The organism is Acinetobacter sp. 161(2023) (genome assembly GCF_037027805.1).
Lineage (GTDB): Bacteria > Pseudomonadota > Gammaproteobacteria > Pseudomonadales > Moraxellaceae > Acinetobacter.
The window spans coordinates 27,613-42,890 of record NZ_JAZEYD010000018.1; the positions used below are offsets into that span (position 1 = coordinate 27,613).

General features: G+C 38.3%; 12 protein-coding genes. 8 read left to right on the forward strand and 4 right to left on the reverse strand.

The genetic code is table 11. The annotated features are described in order from the left end of the window. Positions 1 to 50 precede the first annotated feature (50 nt). Complete coding sequence (gene mdh, locus WA249_RS16425; RefSeq protein ID WP_336170286.1) at positions 51 to 1,223, reverse strand: iron-dependent methanol dehydrogenase; 1,173 nt, start codon at positions 1,221 to 1,223, stop codon at positions 51 to 53. Positions 1,224 to 1,453: 230 nt separating this feature from the next. Here mdh and WA249_RS16430 point away from each other — a divergent pair, with 230 nt between their 5' ends. The 3 genes from WA249_RS16430 (at position 1,454) to WA249_RS16440 (ending at position 4,502) form a co-directional block, all read left to right on the forward strand. Next, a complete protein-coding gene (locus WA249_RS16430; RefSeq protein WP_336170287.1) occupies positions 1,454 to 3,166 on the forward strand; it encodes an AAA family ATPase in 1,713 nt (570 codons plus the stop codon). Between the two features lie 43 nt (positions 3,167 to 3,209). Continuing rightward, positions 3,210 to 3,569: a 5-carboxymethyl-2-hydroxymuconate Delta-isomerase gene (locus WA249_RS16435; RefSeq protein ID WP_217486672.1), complete on the forward strand. Its 360-nt coding sequence runs from the start codon at positions 3,210 to 3,212 to the stop codon at positions 3,567 to 3,569. An 81-nt stretch (positions 3,570 to 3,650) separates the two neighbouring features. After that, positions 3,651 to 4,502 (forward strand): AraC family transcriptional regulator, encoded by an 852-nt coding sequence (locus tag WA249_RS16440; RefSeq protein WP_336170392.1) that lies wholly within the window; start codon positions 3,651 to 3,653, stop codon positions 4,500 to 4,502. A gap of 29 nt (positions 4,503 to 4,531) precedes the next feature. Here the strand turns inward: WA249_RS16440 and thiM are convergent, their stop codons facing one another. From thiM to WA249_RS16455, 3 genes are all read right to left on the reverse strand, one after another. Next, positions 4,532 to 5,359 carry a hydroxyethylthiazole kinase gene (gene thiM / locus WA249_RS16445; RefSeq protein ID WP_336170291.1) on the reverse strand — a complete coding sequence of 276 codons (828 nt, stop codon included), beginning with the start codon at positions 5,357 to 5,359 and terminating at the stop codon, positions 4,532 to 4,534. 34 nt (positions 5,360 to 5,393) lie between these two features. Next, entirely contained in the window at positions 5,394 to 6,551 is a 1,158-nt protein-coding gene (locus WA249_RS16450) for a hypothetical protein (protein ID WP_336170293.1), read from the reverse strand. A gap of 152 nt (positions 6,552 to 6,703) precedes the next feature. Next, positions 6,704 to 6,961: a hypothetical protein gene (locus WA249_RS16455; RefSeq protein ID WP_336170295.1), complete on the reverse strand. Its 258-nt coding sequence runs from the start codon at positions 6,959 to 6,961 to the stop codon at positions 6,704 to 6,706. Between the two features lie 319 nt (positions 6,962 to 7,280). Between WA249_RS16455 and pepN the strand changes: the two genes are divergently transcribed. The 5 genes from pepN to WA249_RS16480 all read left to right on the forward strand — a co-directional run bounded on the left by pepN (position 7,281) and on the right by WA249_RS16480 (position 15,236). Next, a complete protein-coding gene (pepN, locus tag WA249_RS16460) occupies positions 7,281 to 9,887 on the forward strand; it encodes an aminopeptidase N (RefSeq protein WP_336170297.1) in 2,607 nt (868 codons plus the stop codon). Between the two features lie 558 nt (positions 9,888 to 10,445). After that, positions 10,446 to 10,976 carry a Csu type fimbrial protein gene (locus WA249_RS16465; protein WP_336170300.1) on the forward strand — a complete coding sequence of 177 codons (531 nt, stop codon included), beginning with the start codon at positions 10,446 to 10,448 and terminating at the stop codon, positions 10,974 to 10,976. Positions 10,977 to 11,052: 76 nt separating this feature from the next. After that, positions 11,053 to 11,757 carry a fimbrial biogenesis chaperone gene (locus WA249_RS16470; RefSeq protein WP_336170302.1) on the forward strand — a complete coding sequence of 235 codons (705 nt, stop codon included), beginning with the start codon at positions 11,053 to 11,055 and terminating at the stop codon, positions 11,755 to 11,757. 9 nt (positions 11,758 to 11,766) lie between these two features. Next, entirely contained in the window at positions 11,767 to 14,226 is a 2,460-nt protein-coding gene (locus tag WA249_RS16475) for a fimbria/pilus outer membrane usher protein (protein ID WP_336170304.1), read from the forward strand. Then, on the forward strand, positions 14,217 to 15,236 hold the full coding sequence (locus WA249_RS16480; RefSeq protein ID WP_336170306.1) for a Csu type fimbrial protein: 1,020 nt from the start codon (positions 14,217 to 14,219) through the stop codon (positions 15,234 to 15,236). The genes WA249_RS16475 and WA249_RS16480 overlap by 10 nt, the downstream gene beginning before the upstream one ends. The last annotated feature ends 42 nt before the right edge of the window (positions 15,237 to 15,278 follow it).

The window sequence follows — 15,278 nt, forward strand, 5'->3', positions numbered from 1 at the left end:
AACGGTCGGAGGGATTTGACTTACTACAGGAACAGGTCATTACATCAGTATTAAAGTGCTGCTTTAAAAATCTCTACAACTTGAGCATGATTAGCTTTACGAGGGTTGGTCAACATACAAGCATCTTTTTGAGCATTATCTGCCATCACCGCAAGGTCTTCATTTTTCACACCTAGCTCTTTTAAACCTGATGGAATGCCAATTGATGAAGACAGTTTACGAATGGCATCAATAGCAGCATACGCAGCTTCCATCACTGTTAACCCATGAGTTTTTACACCCATTAACTCCGCAATTTTTGCGTAACGATCTGGGCAGGCAATTAAGTTAAATTCACAGACGTGTGGTAACAAGATTGCATTACACACGCCGTGAGGTAGGTTGTAAAAACCGCCCAACTGGTGAGCCATTGCGTGAACATAACCTAAAGATGCGTTGTTAAATGCCATGCCAGCTAAGTACTGTGCATAGCTCATTGCATCACGTGCTTCGATGTTTTCACCATTTGCGACAGCAGGTTGTAACCACTGGCTAATCATCGTAATTGCTTTTTCTGCACACGCATCGGTAATTGGGTTTGCCGCCGTAGAAACATATGCTTCAACTGCATGAGTTAACGCATCCATACCCGTTGCAGCTGTTAAACCAGCTGGTTTTGCGATCATGAGTTTAGGGTCATCAATGGCAATGAGTGGGGTACAACGCCAGTCGACAATTGCCATTTTTACGTGAGTGTCTGTATTGGTAATAATACAGAAACGAGTCATTTCAGATGCAGTACCAGCAGTTGTATTCACTGCAATCAACGGCGTCATTGGCACTTTGCTTTTATCAATACCTTCGTAGTCACGAATATGACCACCACCAGCAGTGACTAAACCAATCCCTTTCGCACAGTCATGAGATGATCCGCCACCTAGAGAGACAATAAAGTCACAGCCATTTTCGTTATAGGCATTTACACCGTTATGAACATTAATATCGGTTGGGTTAGGTTCAGCACCTGGGAATATATGGCTTGCAACGCCTGCTTCGGTTAAATAGTTTGCGATAAGATCTGCGACACCAAATTTAAATAAGCCTGCATCGGTCACAATTAATGCTTTTTTTGCGCCGAGGTTTTGTGCCTTCGTACCAATTTCTTTGGCACATCCTGGTCCAAAGAGTGATACGCATGGAATATAAAAACCGTTTGTTTGATCTGCAATATTTTTAAAAGCCATGGAGTGATTCCTTCTTCCATAAATCCATTGTTTGTTATTACAGGTGAGCCTCACCATGGCCTTAGTATTGTGATGTGAAGATTATTTTCCTACCTACCAAAAACCTACCAAATATTATTTTATTATTAGTTGTTGATTTATAATGATTTTACAGAAATTCTGGCGCATTCATTTAATTTTTTCGGGAAAGTCGTTAAGCTATGGGCTGTTGAAGATGTACTTATGAGATTATGAAACAGGAAACTGCGCTTAAACTGCTTAAAGCAGGTGAAAATGTCTTTTTAACCGGTTCGGCTGGTGCAGGGAAAACCTATACACTTAATCAGTACATCCAATACTTAAAAGCACGTAAAGTGCCTGTGGCTATTACAGCATCTACAGGTATTGCTGCAACGCATATGAACGGCATGACCATTCATACATGGGCGGGCATCGGTATTAAAGATCAGTTAACTGACGATGACCTAAAACGTATGAAAGAGCGTAAATATCTCAAGGAACACCTTGAAAATGCGCAAGTTCTCGTCATTGATGAAATCTCGATGCTCCATGCTAAGCAGCTTAATCTGGTCAATCAGGTTTTAAAATATTTTAAAGAAAGTGATGAAGCTTTTGGCGGTATTCAAGTCATTGTAGCTGGAGATTTCTTTCAGTTACCACCAGTTGGGCGTAATAGTGAAGCCAACCGTGACAAGTTCTGTTTTATGTCTGATGCATGGGTCGAAGCCAAATTTCGCGTATGTTATTTAACGGAACAACACCGTCAAGATGATGAAATTCTAAATCAGATTTTAAATGCCATTCGTGCGCAGAATATTCAATCAGATCATTTACACGCATTACGTCAATCACGCTCGCAAGATATTGGTGAGACTTTTACTCGTCTTTATACTCACAATATGGATGTCGACAATATCAATTATCAGCACTTAAATGAAATTGATAATGAAGGGCATCAATTTAATGCAGTTTTAGATGGTAATGAAAAACTGGTAGAAACTTTAAAATCTTCGGTACGCGCACCAGAAGAACTCACCTTAAAGAAACATGCAAAAGTCATGTTTGTAAAAAACAACTTTGATATGGGATATATCAACGGGAGTTTAGGTGAAGTTATTGGCTTTGAAGAAGATGATGAAAACGGGTTATTGCCAAAGGTAAAACTAACCGATGGCACGACATTGTTAGTTGCGCCTGAAACATGGTCAGTCGAAAACGAAGCGGGCAAAGTGATTGCAAGTTTCCAGCAAATTCCACTTCGTTTGGCATGGGCGATTACCATTCATAAAAGCCAAGGTATGACTTTAGAAGCTGCTGAAATTAACCTCACGAACACCTTTGAAAAAGGTCAGGGTTATGTGGCATTGTCGCGTTTAAAATCTTTAACAGGCTTAAAGTTATTGGGTATTAACGAGCAAGCTTTAGAGTTAGATAGTTTGGCTGTAAAAGCAGATCGCCGTTTCCAAGAGCTTTCTAAAGAAGCCGAAGTTAATTTTGCTGATGTAGATTTAACCGCCCAGCACAAAGCATTTATTCGTCATTGTGGGGGAACTTTAAATGAAACCGAGATTTCTCGTAATGAGAAAAAAATCGCAAAAGGTGGAAAGCAAAATTACGCTACGGCAACTCTAGATGAGACACGTGCATTGTTTGAAGAAGGTTATGAAATTGAAGACATCGCGCATGAGCGTGGTCTGACACCAGCAACCATCATTAATCATTTAGCACGACTTCATAAAGAACAAAAACTGGATATTTCGGTTGCCCATCCGGGTGAAGAAGTAGTCGAAGAAATCCGAAAAATTTATAAGAAGCTGAAAAAGCGCCAAAACCCAGATCATTTTTCTGATGATGGTTCGATCAAACTAAGACCAATCGTTGAAGCAACCAGTCCTCGAATGGGATATGATCAGGTTCGATTAGCTTTATTATTTATTGAGTAAAGTTTAATTAGCTTAATTACTTATTACATAAATTGAGGTGGCTATGCCGCACGTTGTAGTTGATTATTCAGAAAACTTAACTGGATTAAACGCAAAACAATTACTTGAAGAAATTAATACCACACTGATTGAGACAGAGCTATTTAGTCCAGAAGACATTAAAAGCCGTGCGCGTAAAGACGAGGTTTTCCTCATTGGCTTAGGGGCTGATCAAGCTTATATTCATGTAAAAGTTTATATTTTGTCTGGAAGAACTGACGAACAAAAACAGCTAATGGGTGATCAGTTATTAACGGCACTCAGCAATAAAAAATATCTACAACAAGAGTTTAATAAAGAAATTCAATTGTGCGTTGAGCTTGTCGATATGCCAAGAGAAGATTATTTCAAGCAAGTTGTATAACACTAAAAAGCGCAATTTCGATCAAGAATAGAGATCAGCACTATGTAAAAGTAGTGCTATCGAATGAACAGACATGAATGTATGGCTGTATATATCCAAAAGCTGCAACTGGTTTGCGATTATATTCAAAGACATTTAGATGAAGATTTAGATGTTGACCGATTAAGCCAGATTGCGGCCTTATCCAAATTTCATTTTCATCGTATTTTTGCCGTTCATATTGGTTTAAATGTGATGAAGTTTATTCAACTTTCTCGTTTAAAGCGGGCCTCTTTTCAATTGGCTTTTGAACCTGAACTCAAAATTATTGAGATTGCATTGCAAGCAGGGTTTGACAGTCCAGAGGCATTTACTCGTGCATTTAAGCGTTCATTTGATCAAACTCCGCGGGCTTTTAGAGATAAACCGGATTGGGAATCCTGGCACCAGAAGTTTGTTTTTACACTTCCAAAAAGTGAGCTAAAAATGAATGTAAATATTGTTGAGCGTCCTGCTGAAAAGATTGCCTATCTGTCGCATTTAGGCAGTCCAGATAAAGTCTTTGAAACCGCTGCACGTTTTATTGCTTGGCGTAAAGAAACAGGTTTGTCGCCCGTGACCAAGTCTAGAACTTATGGGATTCCGTTTGCTGACCCTGAGCAGACTCCGTCTGACGAGTTTCGATTTGATATTGCTGGTTCAATTGAAAAGGCTGTACCCGAAAATCGTTACGGCGTACAAACAGGAGAAATTCCTGCGGGTCGTTATGCGACCGTAAGACATTTGGGTAGCCACGACCAGATTAAAGATAGTGTTTATTACATCTTTAGAAACTGGTTACCTGAGCAACCCGAAGAAGCAGGGGAATATCCAGTTTTCTTTCATTATCATAATTTTGTGCATGATGTGAAAGAATGTGACCTTATTACAGATATCTACTTACTTTTAAAATGAGAGTAGTTTGATAAAGGCATAACTTGCAGTTATGCCTTTAAACCTAATAGTTTTATATTTGCATATTGCTCAATCAGGTTGGCATCTAACATATGAATATAGTCCATAAAGATGTTACTAAAGCTTCCCATGGTTTGTGCCTGATTGGCAGCAAGTTTACCCGCAATTGAAAAATGTACATGGGCTGAAAGCGCTGCAATGGTTGGCGTCGTTACCGCACTATATGCAGCTATTAATGCACCTAAAGCACAACCAGTTGCTGTAATTTTGGGTTGTAAGGGGCTGCCGCCGTTAACTTGGATAACGACATCTAGTTCTTTAGATAAAATGTAATCGGACTCACCTGAAATTGCGATACAGCCTGTATGTACTAATAGCGCGTAAGCCTGTCGATAGGCATCATCACTACTCAGGGTACTATCAACACCTTTAGATTGGACTTGATTACCTGCAAGCGTACTGATTTCTGATGCATTACCACGAATAACGCTAGGCTTAAATTGTAAAAGTTCATCTGTCATTTGACTGCGCCAAGCTAAAACTGGTCCATAGCCCACCGGATCAAGCACCCACGGAATGTTATTAAGTTGCGCTGTTTTTGCAGAGATTTGCATGGCCTGCATTTGCTCTGAAGTCGGGGTGCCTAAATTAATGCTCAAGGCCGATGATATTTTGGTAAAGCTTTCTGCTTCATAAGGATTATCAATCATCGCAGGTGAAGCACCAGAAGCGAGTAATACATTGGCTGTATAGTTAGCTGCAACACTATTAGTAATACATTGCACAAGAGGCGTTTTTGCCTGCATGTTGTGCCAAGCTTCAATGACCTGTTCAATCAAACTAGATGTCGATGTCATATTATTATCCCGAGTAAGCTAAAGTGATATAGATTTAGTGGGTAAAATAGTGGTCTTGATGCTTACATTTTTGGCAAATTAAAGAAACATAATCTGCCGCATCATAATCAACAGTTAAATCATTTGAACCACAATGCATACAACGTTTAACTGAGTAAAAATTTAAACGTGGTTCAATTTTTCGCCATGCTTTCCATACCGGTTGTACAAATATCTGTTCGTCATAACCTAAGAAGCGGTTAAGCAAAATATAACTCATTTTACTGTAAGGAATATTGTGAGGACGCGGCAGCATTGAGGTCTCCCACTTTTCAGCTAAGGCTCTCTCTCGATATTGCTCTAAAGTTTTCTTTAATAGATTGGTATTAATAAATTTCTCATTGCGAGGCTGTAAAACTTTTTGCTTATATAGATATTCGAGTGCAGTTTGTACGAGATAATAAATCTGCCCAATCGCCAATGATTCCATTAAGCGGTAGCAAAAGCTTTGGAAATTTGAATTCCCAGCAATCTGGATGCTCCAAGTTCGACAATAAAATTGCATGAACTGAATAATTTCTTGATAGAGCACCTGAAAAAGTACATCTTTAACTTCATCTGCACTACGAAAGGGAACGCCGTAACTTAAATTTTCATAAAACCAATTACGTAGTTGCTGAGCCACACTAAATAGACTTGGATCGCTGTAGCCATCTAAACGAATATTTAAATAAAAACACTGTGGGTCATCAGTTTGATCATTTGCATTCAAAATGCCATCTTTATGCAACTGTTTAATTAAATAGCTCTGAAACATCCAGTTAGGCGTGATGTGATGATATTTAATTTTGTCCCAATGAATATATTCATCATGAGTGATTTCTTCACGCGCATATTCATCAAGTAGACTCAGCAAGAAAAGTTTATGCAAAAAACTGAGCTGTTCCAGACTGCGTTGTGGCTGCTCTTTTGATTTAAATTGGCGTTGTTCTTGTAGACGTGTTTGCTGTAAAAGCTTTTTACGTTGTTTGGTACACGTTTCACAGTGGCACGTCATTTTTTCATCTTTAAATACGCGGTGCTGACAATGACTGCATTCATGAAATTGAATGTCTTGTTCAAATTGCTCGGCATCTACCCAATACATTGAAGCTTGGCAGAGAGGACAATGGCTACTTTCATCCAGTTGTTTCTGTAGAATTTGTAAGGCCATTTTGCTCCGAACATAAAATAAAAAATGATGGGGGCTATTATACACAGCCGTACTGTATATGGCTGAGATTGCTAGTTGCGTTTGTTGTTAAAATAAAAAGACCTAAAATCTATGTGAGAATTTTAGGTCTTTATCTCGAGTTAAATTGTTGATTAAACAGGGCACGGCAAGTTCTCATCATTTTGTCCAAGTTTTTTGGCATTAATAAGTGCCTGTACTTTTTTACTTGGTAATTTTACTTTGCCTAGTGCATCGTAAGTATTCACAATGGAGCTAACCTCCTGAGCCGTTATAGAAATACCTTCCGCAGTTAAGAACACCGCAATCACATGGTGATCGAGTCCTGCTGCGTGTAAATCATGAATCGCTTTAATATTTTCTAAACGATGAAAATGTGCTTTTAATTCCATATTGACACCTCTTGCTCTTATTGAAATACCCATATTGGTCTATTTAAATAGGCAAGAACCATGCCCAAAATGTAAGCTGATTCTAAAAAATGTTAAAAGCTAAAGGTGTTTTATTTTTATTGTATAGATTGCTTATATAAACAACGATTATCGTAAATTTGGTCTAATCTGTGCTAATAAAACCAGATTCTAATTTGAAATGTATCAATGAAGTCCCATTAATTTTATAAAGGTAAGCAAATACAGTATGTATGACTTGGCGTATGATATTTCATGGCGACTCATACTGCCGTTTTAGACGAGTATATAAGGAATAAAGATGAATATTGCGGCGCAGCCTCCAGTTCAGGCAGATCAAACAGTTTATTTAAAAGATTATCAAAAACCTGCGTTTTTAGTTGAATCAATTAATCTTGATATTCAAGTATATGATGATAAAACGATTGTTGATTCAACACTTGTCATGAAGCGCCAAACTGAGGGCGATCTGGTTTTGCTTGGTCGTGATCTTGAGTTGCAATCTGTTCAGTTAAATGGACAAATTCTTACTTCTGCACAATATTCACTCGATAGTGAGCAATTGGTGATCACTAACGCACCAGCTGAAGTCATTTTACAAACACAGGTCATTATTCATCCGGAAACCAATACTCAATTAGAAGGTTTATATAAAGCCGATGAGTTGTTTGTAACCCAAAACGAACCTGAAGGTTTCCGCAAAATTACGTTCTACCCAGACCGTCCAGATGTACTTTCTGTCTTTACAACCCGTGTAGAAGCTGACAAAAAATATCCAGTATTACTTGCCAATGGTAATTTGCTAGAAACAGGTGAAGTTGGCGAAAACCGTCACTTTGCGATCTGGCAAGACCCGACTAAAAAACCAAGCTATTTGTTTGCTTGTGTCATTGGTGATTTAGCTGTACTTAAAGATCGTTATACGACGTCTGAAGGGCGGGATGTTGCTTTAGAAATTTATGCAATTGAGAAAGACATTCCAAAATGCCATATCGCGATGGAAGCATTAAAGCATTCAATGCGTTGGGATGAAGAACACTATGGCCGTGCGTATGACCTCGACAATTATATGATTGTTGCGGTAAGTCAGTTCAACATGGGTGCAATGGAAAATAAAGGTTTAAATATCTTTAATACGTCATGTGTACTTGCCGATGAAGAATATACGACTGACGCAGCGATTATGCGTGTGCAGTCTGTGATTGCCCATGAATATTTCCATAACTGGACAGGTAATCGTATTACTTGCCGTGACTGGTTCCAACTCTGCTTAAAAGAAGGCTTAACCGTATTCCGTGATCAATCTTTCTCAGAAGATTTACAATCTGCTGCGGTTCAACGTATTGATGATGTTGCTGTGCTTAAATCTCATCAGTTCCCTGAAGATGCAGGTCCATTATCGCATCCGCCACGTCCAGACCACTTCGTAGAAATTAATAACTTCTATACGGCAACTGTTTATGAAAAAGGTGCGGAAATTAACCGCATGATGTCGACCTTACTCGGTAAAGAAAAATACCGTCAAGGAACCGATGAATATTTCCGCCGTCATGATGGACAAGCTGTAACTGTAGAAGATTGGGTTGCTGCTTTAACAGCGGGTTCTGGTGTAGATTTATCTGCATTCTTAACTTGGTATAACCAACCAGGTACACCAAAGCTTGAAGCAAAAGGTGAATATGATGCAGCAGCACAAACTTACCGTTTAAGCTTTAAACAAAGCCTGAAAGCACATCCTAAATACCCAAATTTAAAAGCTGTTCCAATTCCTGTGGCTTTAGCACTCTTTAATGCTAAAACAGGTGAGCAATATACATTGCACAGTGACAGCTTATTTGTAAACGATGTTAAAGATGGCGTGTATTTGTTTGATCAAGATGAGGCAAGCATTGAATTTACTGGCGTGACTGAGCAACCAGTGGTGTCGCTACTTCGTAATTTCTCAGCTCCTGTAAATCTTGCATTTGATTATACCGATGCAGAGTTGGCATTCTTAATTCAGCACGAAACGAATGGTTTTAACCAATGGCAAGCAACCCAAACCTTGCTTGAGCGTATTTTGTTAGAAGACCATTCTGCTGATGCTTACATTCAAGCCATTCAAAGCACTTTACCTGAGCTAGTTGGTCGTGACCCGCTTTTAGCATCACGTTTATTTGATGTGCCAAGTGAAGGTTACGTAGGTAGTCGTATCGATCAGAACTATGCACCAGCCGATATTCATGTAAAACGTGAAGCCTTGCTGAATCGTTTGGCGCAAGAGTTAGGTTCATTCTGGAAAGATACTTACCTTACACTTGACCCAGACCTGCAAAAAGAGTTTTCTTTGGCAATGGGAGTGCGTGCGTTAAAGAACATCATGCTGATGATGATGGCTCGTCAGGGTGATCAAACTGCATTTGAACTTGCACACGTGCAATATCAAAACACAGGTAATATGTCTGAACGCTTAGGGGCGTTACGTGTATTGGTTTGGCAAAATGCACCTCAAGCTCAAGATGCACTTGCTGATTTCTATGAACGCTTTAAAGATGAAGCTTTATCTTTAGATCAATGGTTTATGATTCAGGCAGCAAACCCAAATGCGACAGCAGAAACAATCGAGTACCTGACTCAACATCCAGACTATGATTTAACAACTCCAAACCGTATTCGTGCGGTGAGTGGAGGGGTATCAAATAACCCTGAAAACACTTGGGGCTTTGGTGTAGCTCACTTTATTAACCTTGCTCAATATCTAGATGAAAAGAACCCAATTTTAGGTTCACGCCTGTTACAGGTATTGTCGCGTTGGTACACACTTGCAGAGCCTCAACGTACTCAAGTGCAACAAGCTTTGCAAGCATTGCAACCTAAAGTGAAGTCGAAAAACGTCTCTGAAACTTTAAATAGTATGTTAAGCGTTTAATTATTTAAAATTACTTAATAAAGGTCTCTTATGAGGCCTTTATTTTTTATATAAATTTAAGAATATGGACCAGTCAAAATTTAAATTATTAATTTCCTATAAGTAATTTTATTTAAGTTAAAGACTTTAATGACTTATTTAAAAGATATCTTTTAAATCTCATAAAAATAAAATAGCTGAAACGATTAAGATGAAAGATAGGATAGGTAAAGTTTGCTTTTTTATAATTAATAATAAAAATAATCAAATTTTTGACATATTTATTTAAAATTTAGCAAATAAATTTTAAATTAATTTTATTAAAATTATTTAAATCAAATAGTTATATTTTTTAATGTTAACTTTTGTTTTTTTATTGTTAAATTGAGTAATTATATTTTATTAAATAGAAACTAAAGCAATAACAAAGACATGCATTTTTATTATTTTTATGTATGATGTCTAAAATAGGATGAAAAATAAGCTTTAAAAGAGCAGTCAAATAAAAATGATTGTAAGGATAAGAGTTAATTTTTTTATATCTATTAATTCGACAATTTAGTTTAAAAGGTTTTAGCCATGAAAAAGACTTTTTTTTATTTCTCAGCAATTGCTCTTGGATTATTTTCTCTTAATGCAGCAAATGCCGCTACAGCAACGGGGACATTAACAGTTAAGGCGGCAATAACAAATAGTTGTGTCCTTAATACCTCTGCAACAGGGACGACAACAAATGCAGTTTTAGACTTTGGTACTTTTAGTTCTCTAGCTACCAATGAAGATGCGGATACAACAACGACAGGGGGTACTTCAATCAAAGTCCTTTGTAACAATACTGTACCGTGGACATTAGCTTTTGATGGCGGTAAAAATGCTCAAACGACCCAACGACGTATGATTGGTGGAGCAACAAGTAACGAATTTATTCCTTATAACCTCTTCTCAGATACAGGGCGTGCCACTGCAATCGGCATTGCAACAACAGCCTATAGTGGAACTGGTAGCGGCGCAGTACAAACAGTAAACGTATATGGTCGTATTCCTGCTGGTTCAGCGTTGCCGAGTGCTGGTAGCTATGTTGACACTGTAACCGTAACAGTAACTTATTAATTTTTATAAATTAGAAATATTGTTAGCTCTTTTTGAAAGGGCTAACACATTAAAAAAAGTTATATTTGAGTAAATCATGAAAAAAAATATCATTATTATTACGGGATTATTCTTATCTTTTTCTAGCTCTATTAACGCCGCTACAATCCGTCTTTCGCCTGTGAATGTAGAAATATTAAGTCATCAAAATGCTTCTTCAATTAGTTTATATAACCAGTCAAATGAAAGCGCTGATTTACAGATTCGCGTATTTGAATGGACTCAAAAAAATGGGCAAGATCAGTTAACAGCTACAGATGAGATTGCAATTAGTCCACCATTTTTAAAATTACAGTCTAATGACTCTTACAACTTGCGTGTAGTTAGAATTAATCCAGCACCCATTTCTGGTGAAAAAACCTATCGTATTATTATTGATGAATTACCAAAACCGATTGATAGTCGTAAAGCAGCACAAGGAGTAAATGTATTACTTCGCTCATCATTACCCGTATTTGTAGTCAATAAAGACGCAATTACTCAACTGACTTGGAAAATTGATACTCATCAGGAAGCACCGTCTTTAAATATGAGTAATATTGGAAATCGGCATGCACTCTTAAATGACTTAATGCTAGTTGATACAACAGCGAATAAAAGTTACCCCATTAAAGTAAATACCGTAAACGGTTATATTCTTTCGCAGCAGGCACGAAGTTACTCGATTAATAATTTTACATATCAGCCAAATCATAAATACAGCATTTCTCTGACAGTTAATGGTAAGAAAACCACACTTTAAGAGGCTTATATGAAATACATTATAGGTGTCTTATGTGTTGCGTATTTTCCAGTGCATTCATTTGCTGAGCAACTCGTAGATCATACAAATACTTTAATTCCAAGTGTTCCTGAATCTATAGATGGCAATAATAAATATTCAAAGGAAAAGATGAGTGGGCAGGAGCAAGAACTTAATTTTATTCAACTATTTTTAAATATTTCTATTAATTCTAATACTTCAGAAGACTTGTTTGCCGTAAAACAATCTAAGGATGGAAAGCTATATATTCGCTCTAGCGACTTAAAAAGTTTAAGGATGAAAATGGATGAGCACACTCCTGATAACCAATGGGTGTGTATTAACGAGCTAAAAGGAATCCAGTTTAAATATTTAGAGAATCAACAGGCTTTAAATTTACAAGTTCCTTCGAACATGTTGACGGATTATTCAGTTGACTTAAATGGTCAAAAACTTACGAGTCCTCATTTTTTTAAAAGGAAACCTTTAAACGCAGCCATTTTGAACTACAGCCTGTATCACACCATGACCAATGACGAGAATGTTCTTTCAGGTTCAGCAGAAGGGATTTTTAACAGCGCAATTGGGAACTTTTCTTCAGGTGTCTTATATAACGGTAGTAATGAAACTAATTATAGCCATGAAAAATGGGTGCGTCTGGAAAGTAAATGGCAGTATGTAGACCCTGAAAAAATCAGGATATATACCTTAGGGGACTTTATTTCCAATAGTTCGGATTGGGGGAATAGTGTACGTCTGGCAGGTTTCCAGTGGTCAAGTGCTTATACCCAACGAGGTGATATTGTCACCTCGGCACTGCCGCAATTTTCTGGCTCAGCAGCACTCCCTTCAACTTTAGATTTATACGTTAACCAGCAAAAGATTTATTCAGGACTTGTGCCATCAGGCCCGTTTGATATTAAACAGCTCCCGTTTATTTCTGGAAATGAAGTCACCCTTGTGACCACCGATGCCACGGGTCAGCAGAGTATTACCAAAAAACCTTACTATTTTTCATCTAAGATTTTGGCAAAAGGCATTAATGAATTTTCAGTAGATGTCGGGGTTCCACGCTACAACTATGGGCTATTTTCAAACGATTATGATGATGCCACTTTTGCTTCGGGTGCGATTCGATACGGCTATAGCAACTCACTGACCTTAAGCGGTGGTGCAGAAGCTTCAACAGATGGCCTTTCAAATCTGGGCACTGGTTTTGCCAAGAACCTGTTTGGTTTTGGGGTGATTAATGCCGACATTGCAGCGAGTCAGTATAAAGATGAAAACGGTTATTCTGCCTTGGTCGGCCTAGAAGGGCGGATTAGTAAGAATATTTCGTTTAATACCAGTTATCGTAAAGTATTTGATAACTACTTTGACCTTGCTCGTGTGTCACAAATTCGATATTTAAAAGAGAACCAGATGACTTCTGAGCCACAGAACTATCTGAGCTACAGTGCATTGGCAGATGAGATATTTAGGGCTGGGATGAGCTATAACTTTTACGAAGGGTATAGCGCTTATCTAGGGTATAACCAGATTAAATATAGCGACAACGCTAATAAATTAGTATCTGCTAACTTAAGCGGAAGCCTGAATAAGAACTGGGGCTTTTATACCTCAGCATATAAAGATTATGAAAACCATAAAGACTATGGCATTTACTTTGCGCTGAGCTATACGCCGTCTACTCGAGTCAATGCGATTACGAGCGTATCTAGTGATAGTGGCAGGCTGATTTACCGTCAAGAAATATTTGGCTTGTCAGCACCAAAAATCGGTTCATTTGGATGGGGAGGCTATGTTGAGCATGATCAGGATGCGAATCAAAACAATGCATCGATCTATGGGTCTTACCGAACTCGGGCAGCTTACCTAACAGGTCGGTATAACCGAATTGGAGATAACGACCGAGTTACAGTTTCAGCGACAGGATCGTTAATTGCAGCAGCAGGACGAATCTTTGCGGCCAATGAAATTGGAGATGGCTACGCGGTTGTGACCAATGCTGGACCACAAAGTCAAATTCTAAATGGTGGGATAAATCTAGGAACAACGGACAAGTCTGGAAGGTTTCTTATTCCAAGCCTCATGCCATATAGAGAGAACCATATTTATTTAGATCCGTCGTACCTTCCTTTAAATTGGAATGTTAAATCTACAGACCAAAAAACAGTTGTAGGTTATCGCCAAGGAACACTCGTTGATTTTGGTGCTCATCAGGTTGTTTCAGGCTTAGTGAGAGTCGTTGATAAAAACAACTCACCATTGTTGCCTGGGTATAGCGTTCGAATTAATGGGCAACAAGATGGTGTGGTTGGCTACGACGGTGAAGTATTTATTCCAAACCTATTAAAGCAAAACAAACTTGAAGTAGATCTTCTGGATCAGGGTTCATGTCAAGTTGACTTCACTTATAACAGTAATCAGTACTCAACTAAAAAATTGGGACCTTATATATGTCATTAAATATTATGAATAAGGCTCAAATAGAGAGCTATAAGAAATTTTCCTTATCTTTAAAATACTTTATAGGTATTTGCTTATTTTATCTCGTTTATGCATTTTTTAGTCCAGCACATGCTGCTTGTACGGTAGCTGGAACGACCAATAATACGTTTACCTACACGGCAGCAAATATTAATAGTGACGCAACTGTAAACTTTTCGGGAACAATTACTTGCACGAATGGAGGAATAATTCAGATTTCTCCATTTATGTGTATGAAGACCGTATTTACAGGAGCAACCACTGCGAATAATAGCGTATCGCTACCATATACAGTCACTGCAACTGTAGGTGGAGCGGGTTCCTCTACCACTAACCAAACCTCTAATGTTTGGTATGGTCCAGTGGTAACTGTTGCTTCAAATAATATTCTTAGTTACTCGGTCAATGTGAAAGTACCGGCACGAACAGGATCGCTCATTGCATATCCTCAAGGCACATATACAGCTTCGGTTCAACTATTTTGGGATATGGATATTCTAGCGGCGTTATGTTTAGGGGATGTCATTAGCTGGAGCTCTGGAAATGTAACGTTAACAGCGAACTTTGTAGTGCCGACACTTTGCCAATTAAACTCAACTTCAACTGTTGATTTCGGCAATATTAATGATATTAGTACGGCTAGTCGTGATTACACTGCACAAGGTGCGGTGAATACCACTTGTAATTCTGGAACGCCATATAGCATTTACTTAAGTGATGGAGACAACCGTATAAGCGGTGGATTCAGGCGTATGAGTCATGGCAATAATGAATTTATACCCTATCAGTTATACAAAGATGCTGCCTATAGTTCAGTGTGGGATGCTACAGGAGGAGTGAATAGTGTTGGTGGAGCAGGTGGAGTGTCTGGTACAGGAACAGGTACTGCGCAAACCACCCCAGTTTATGGAAAAATTCCGCAAGGTACTACGATTGCAAGTAAGCCAACAAACTATTCTGATAGTGTTGTTGTTACAGTGACTTATTAATTTATCAAATATACGCGGTTCTATTTTAATGGCATGGTTCCG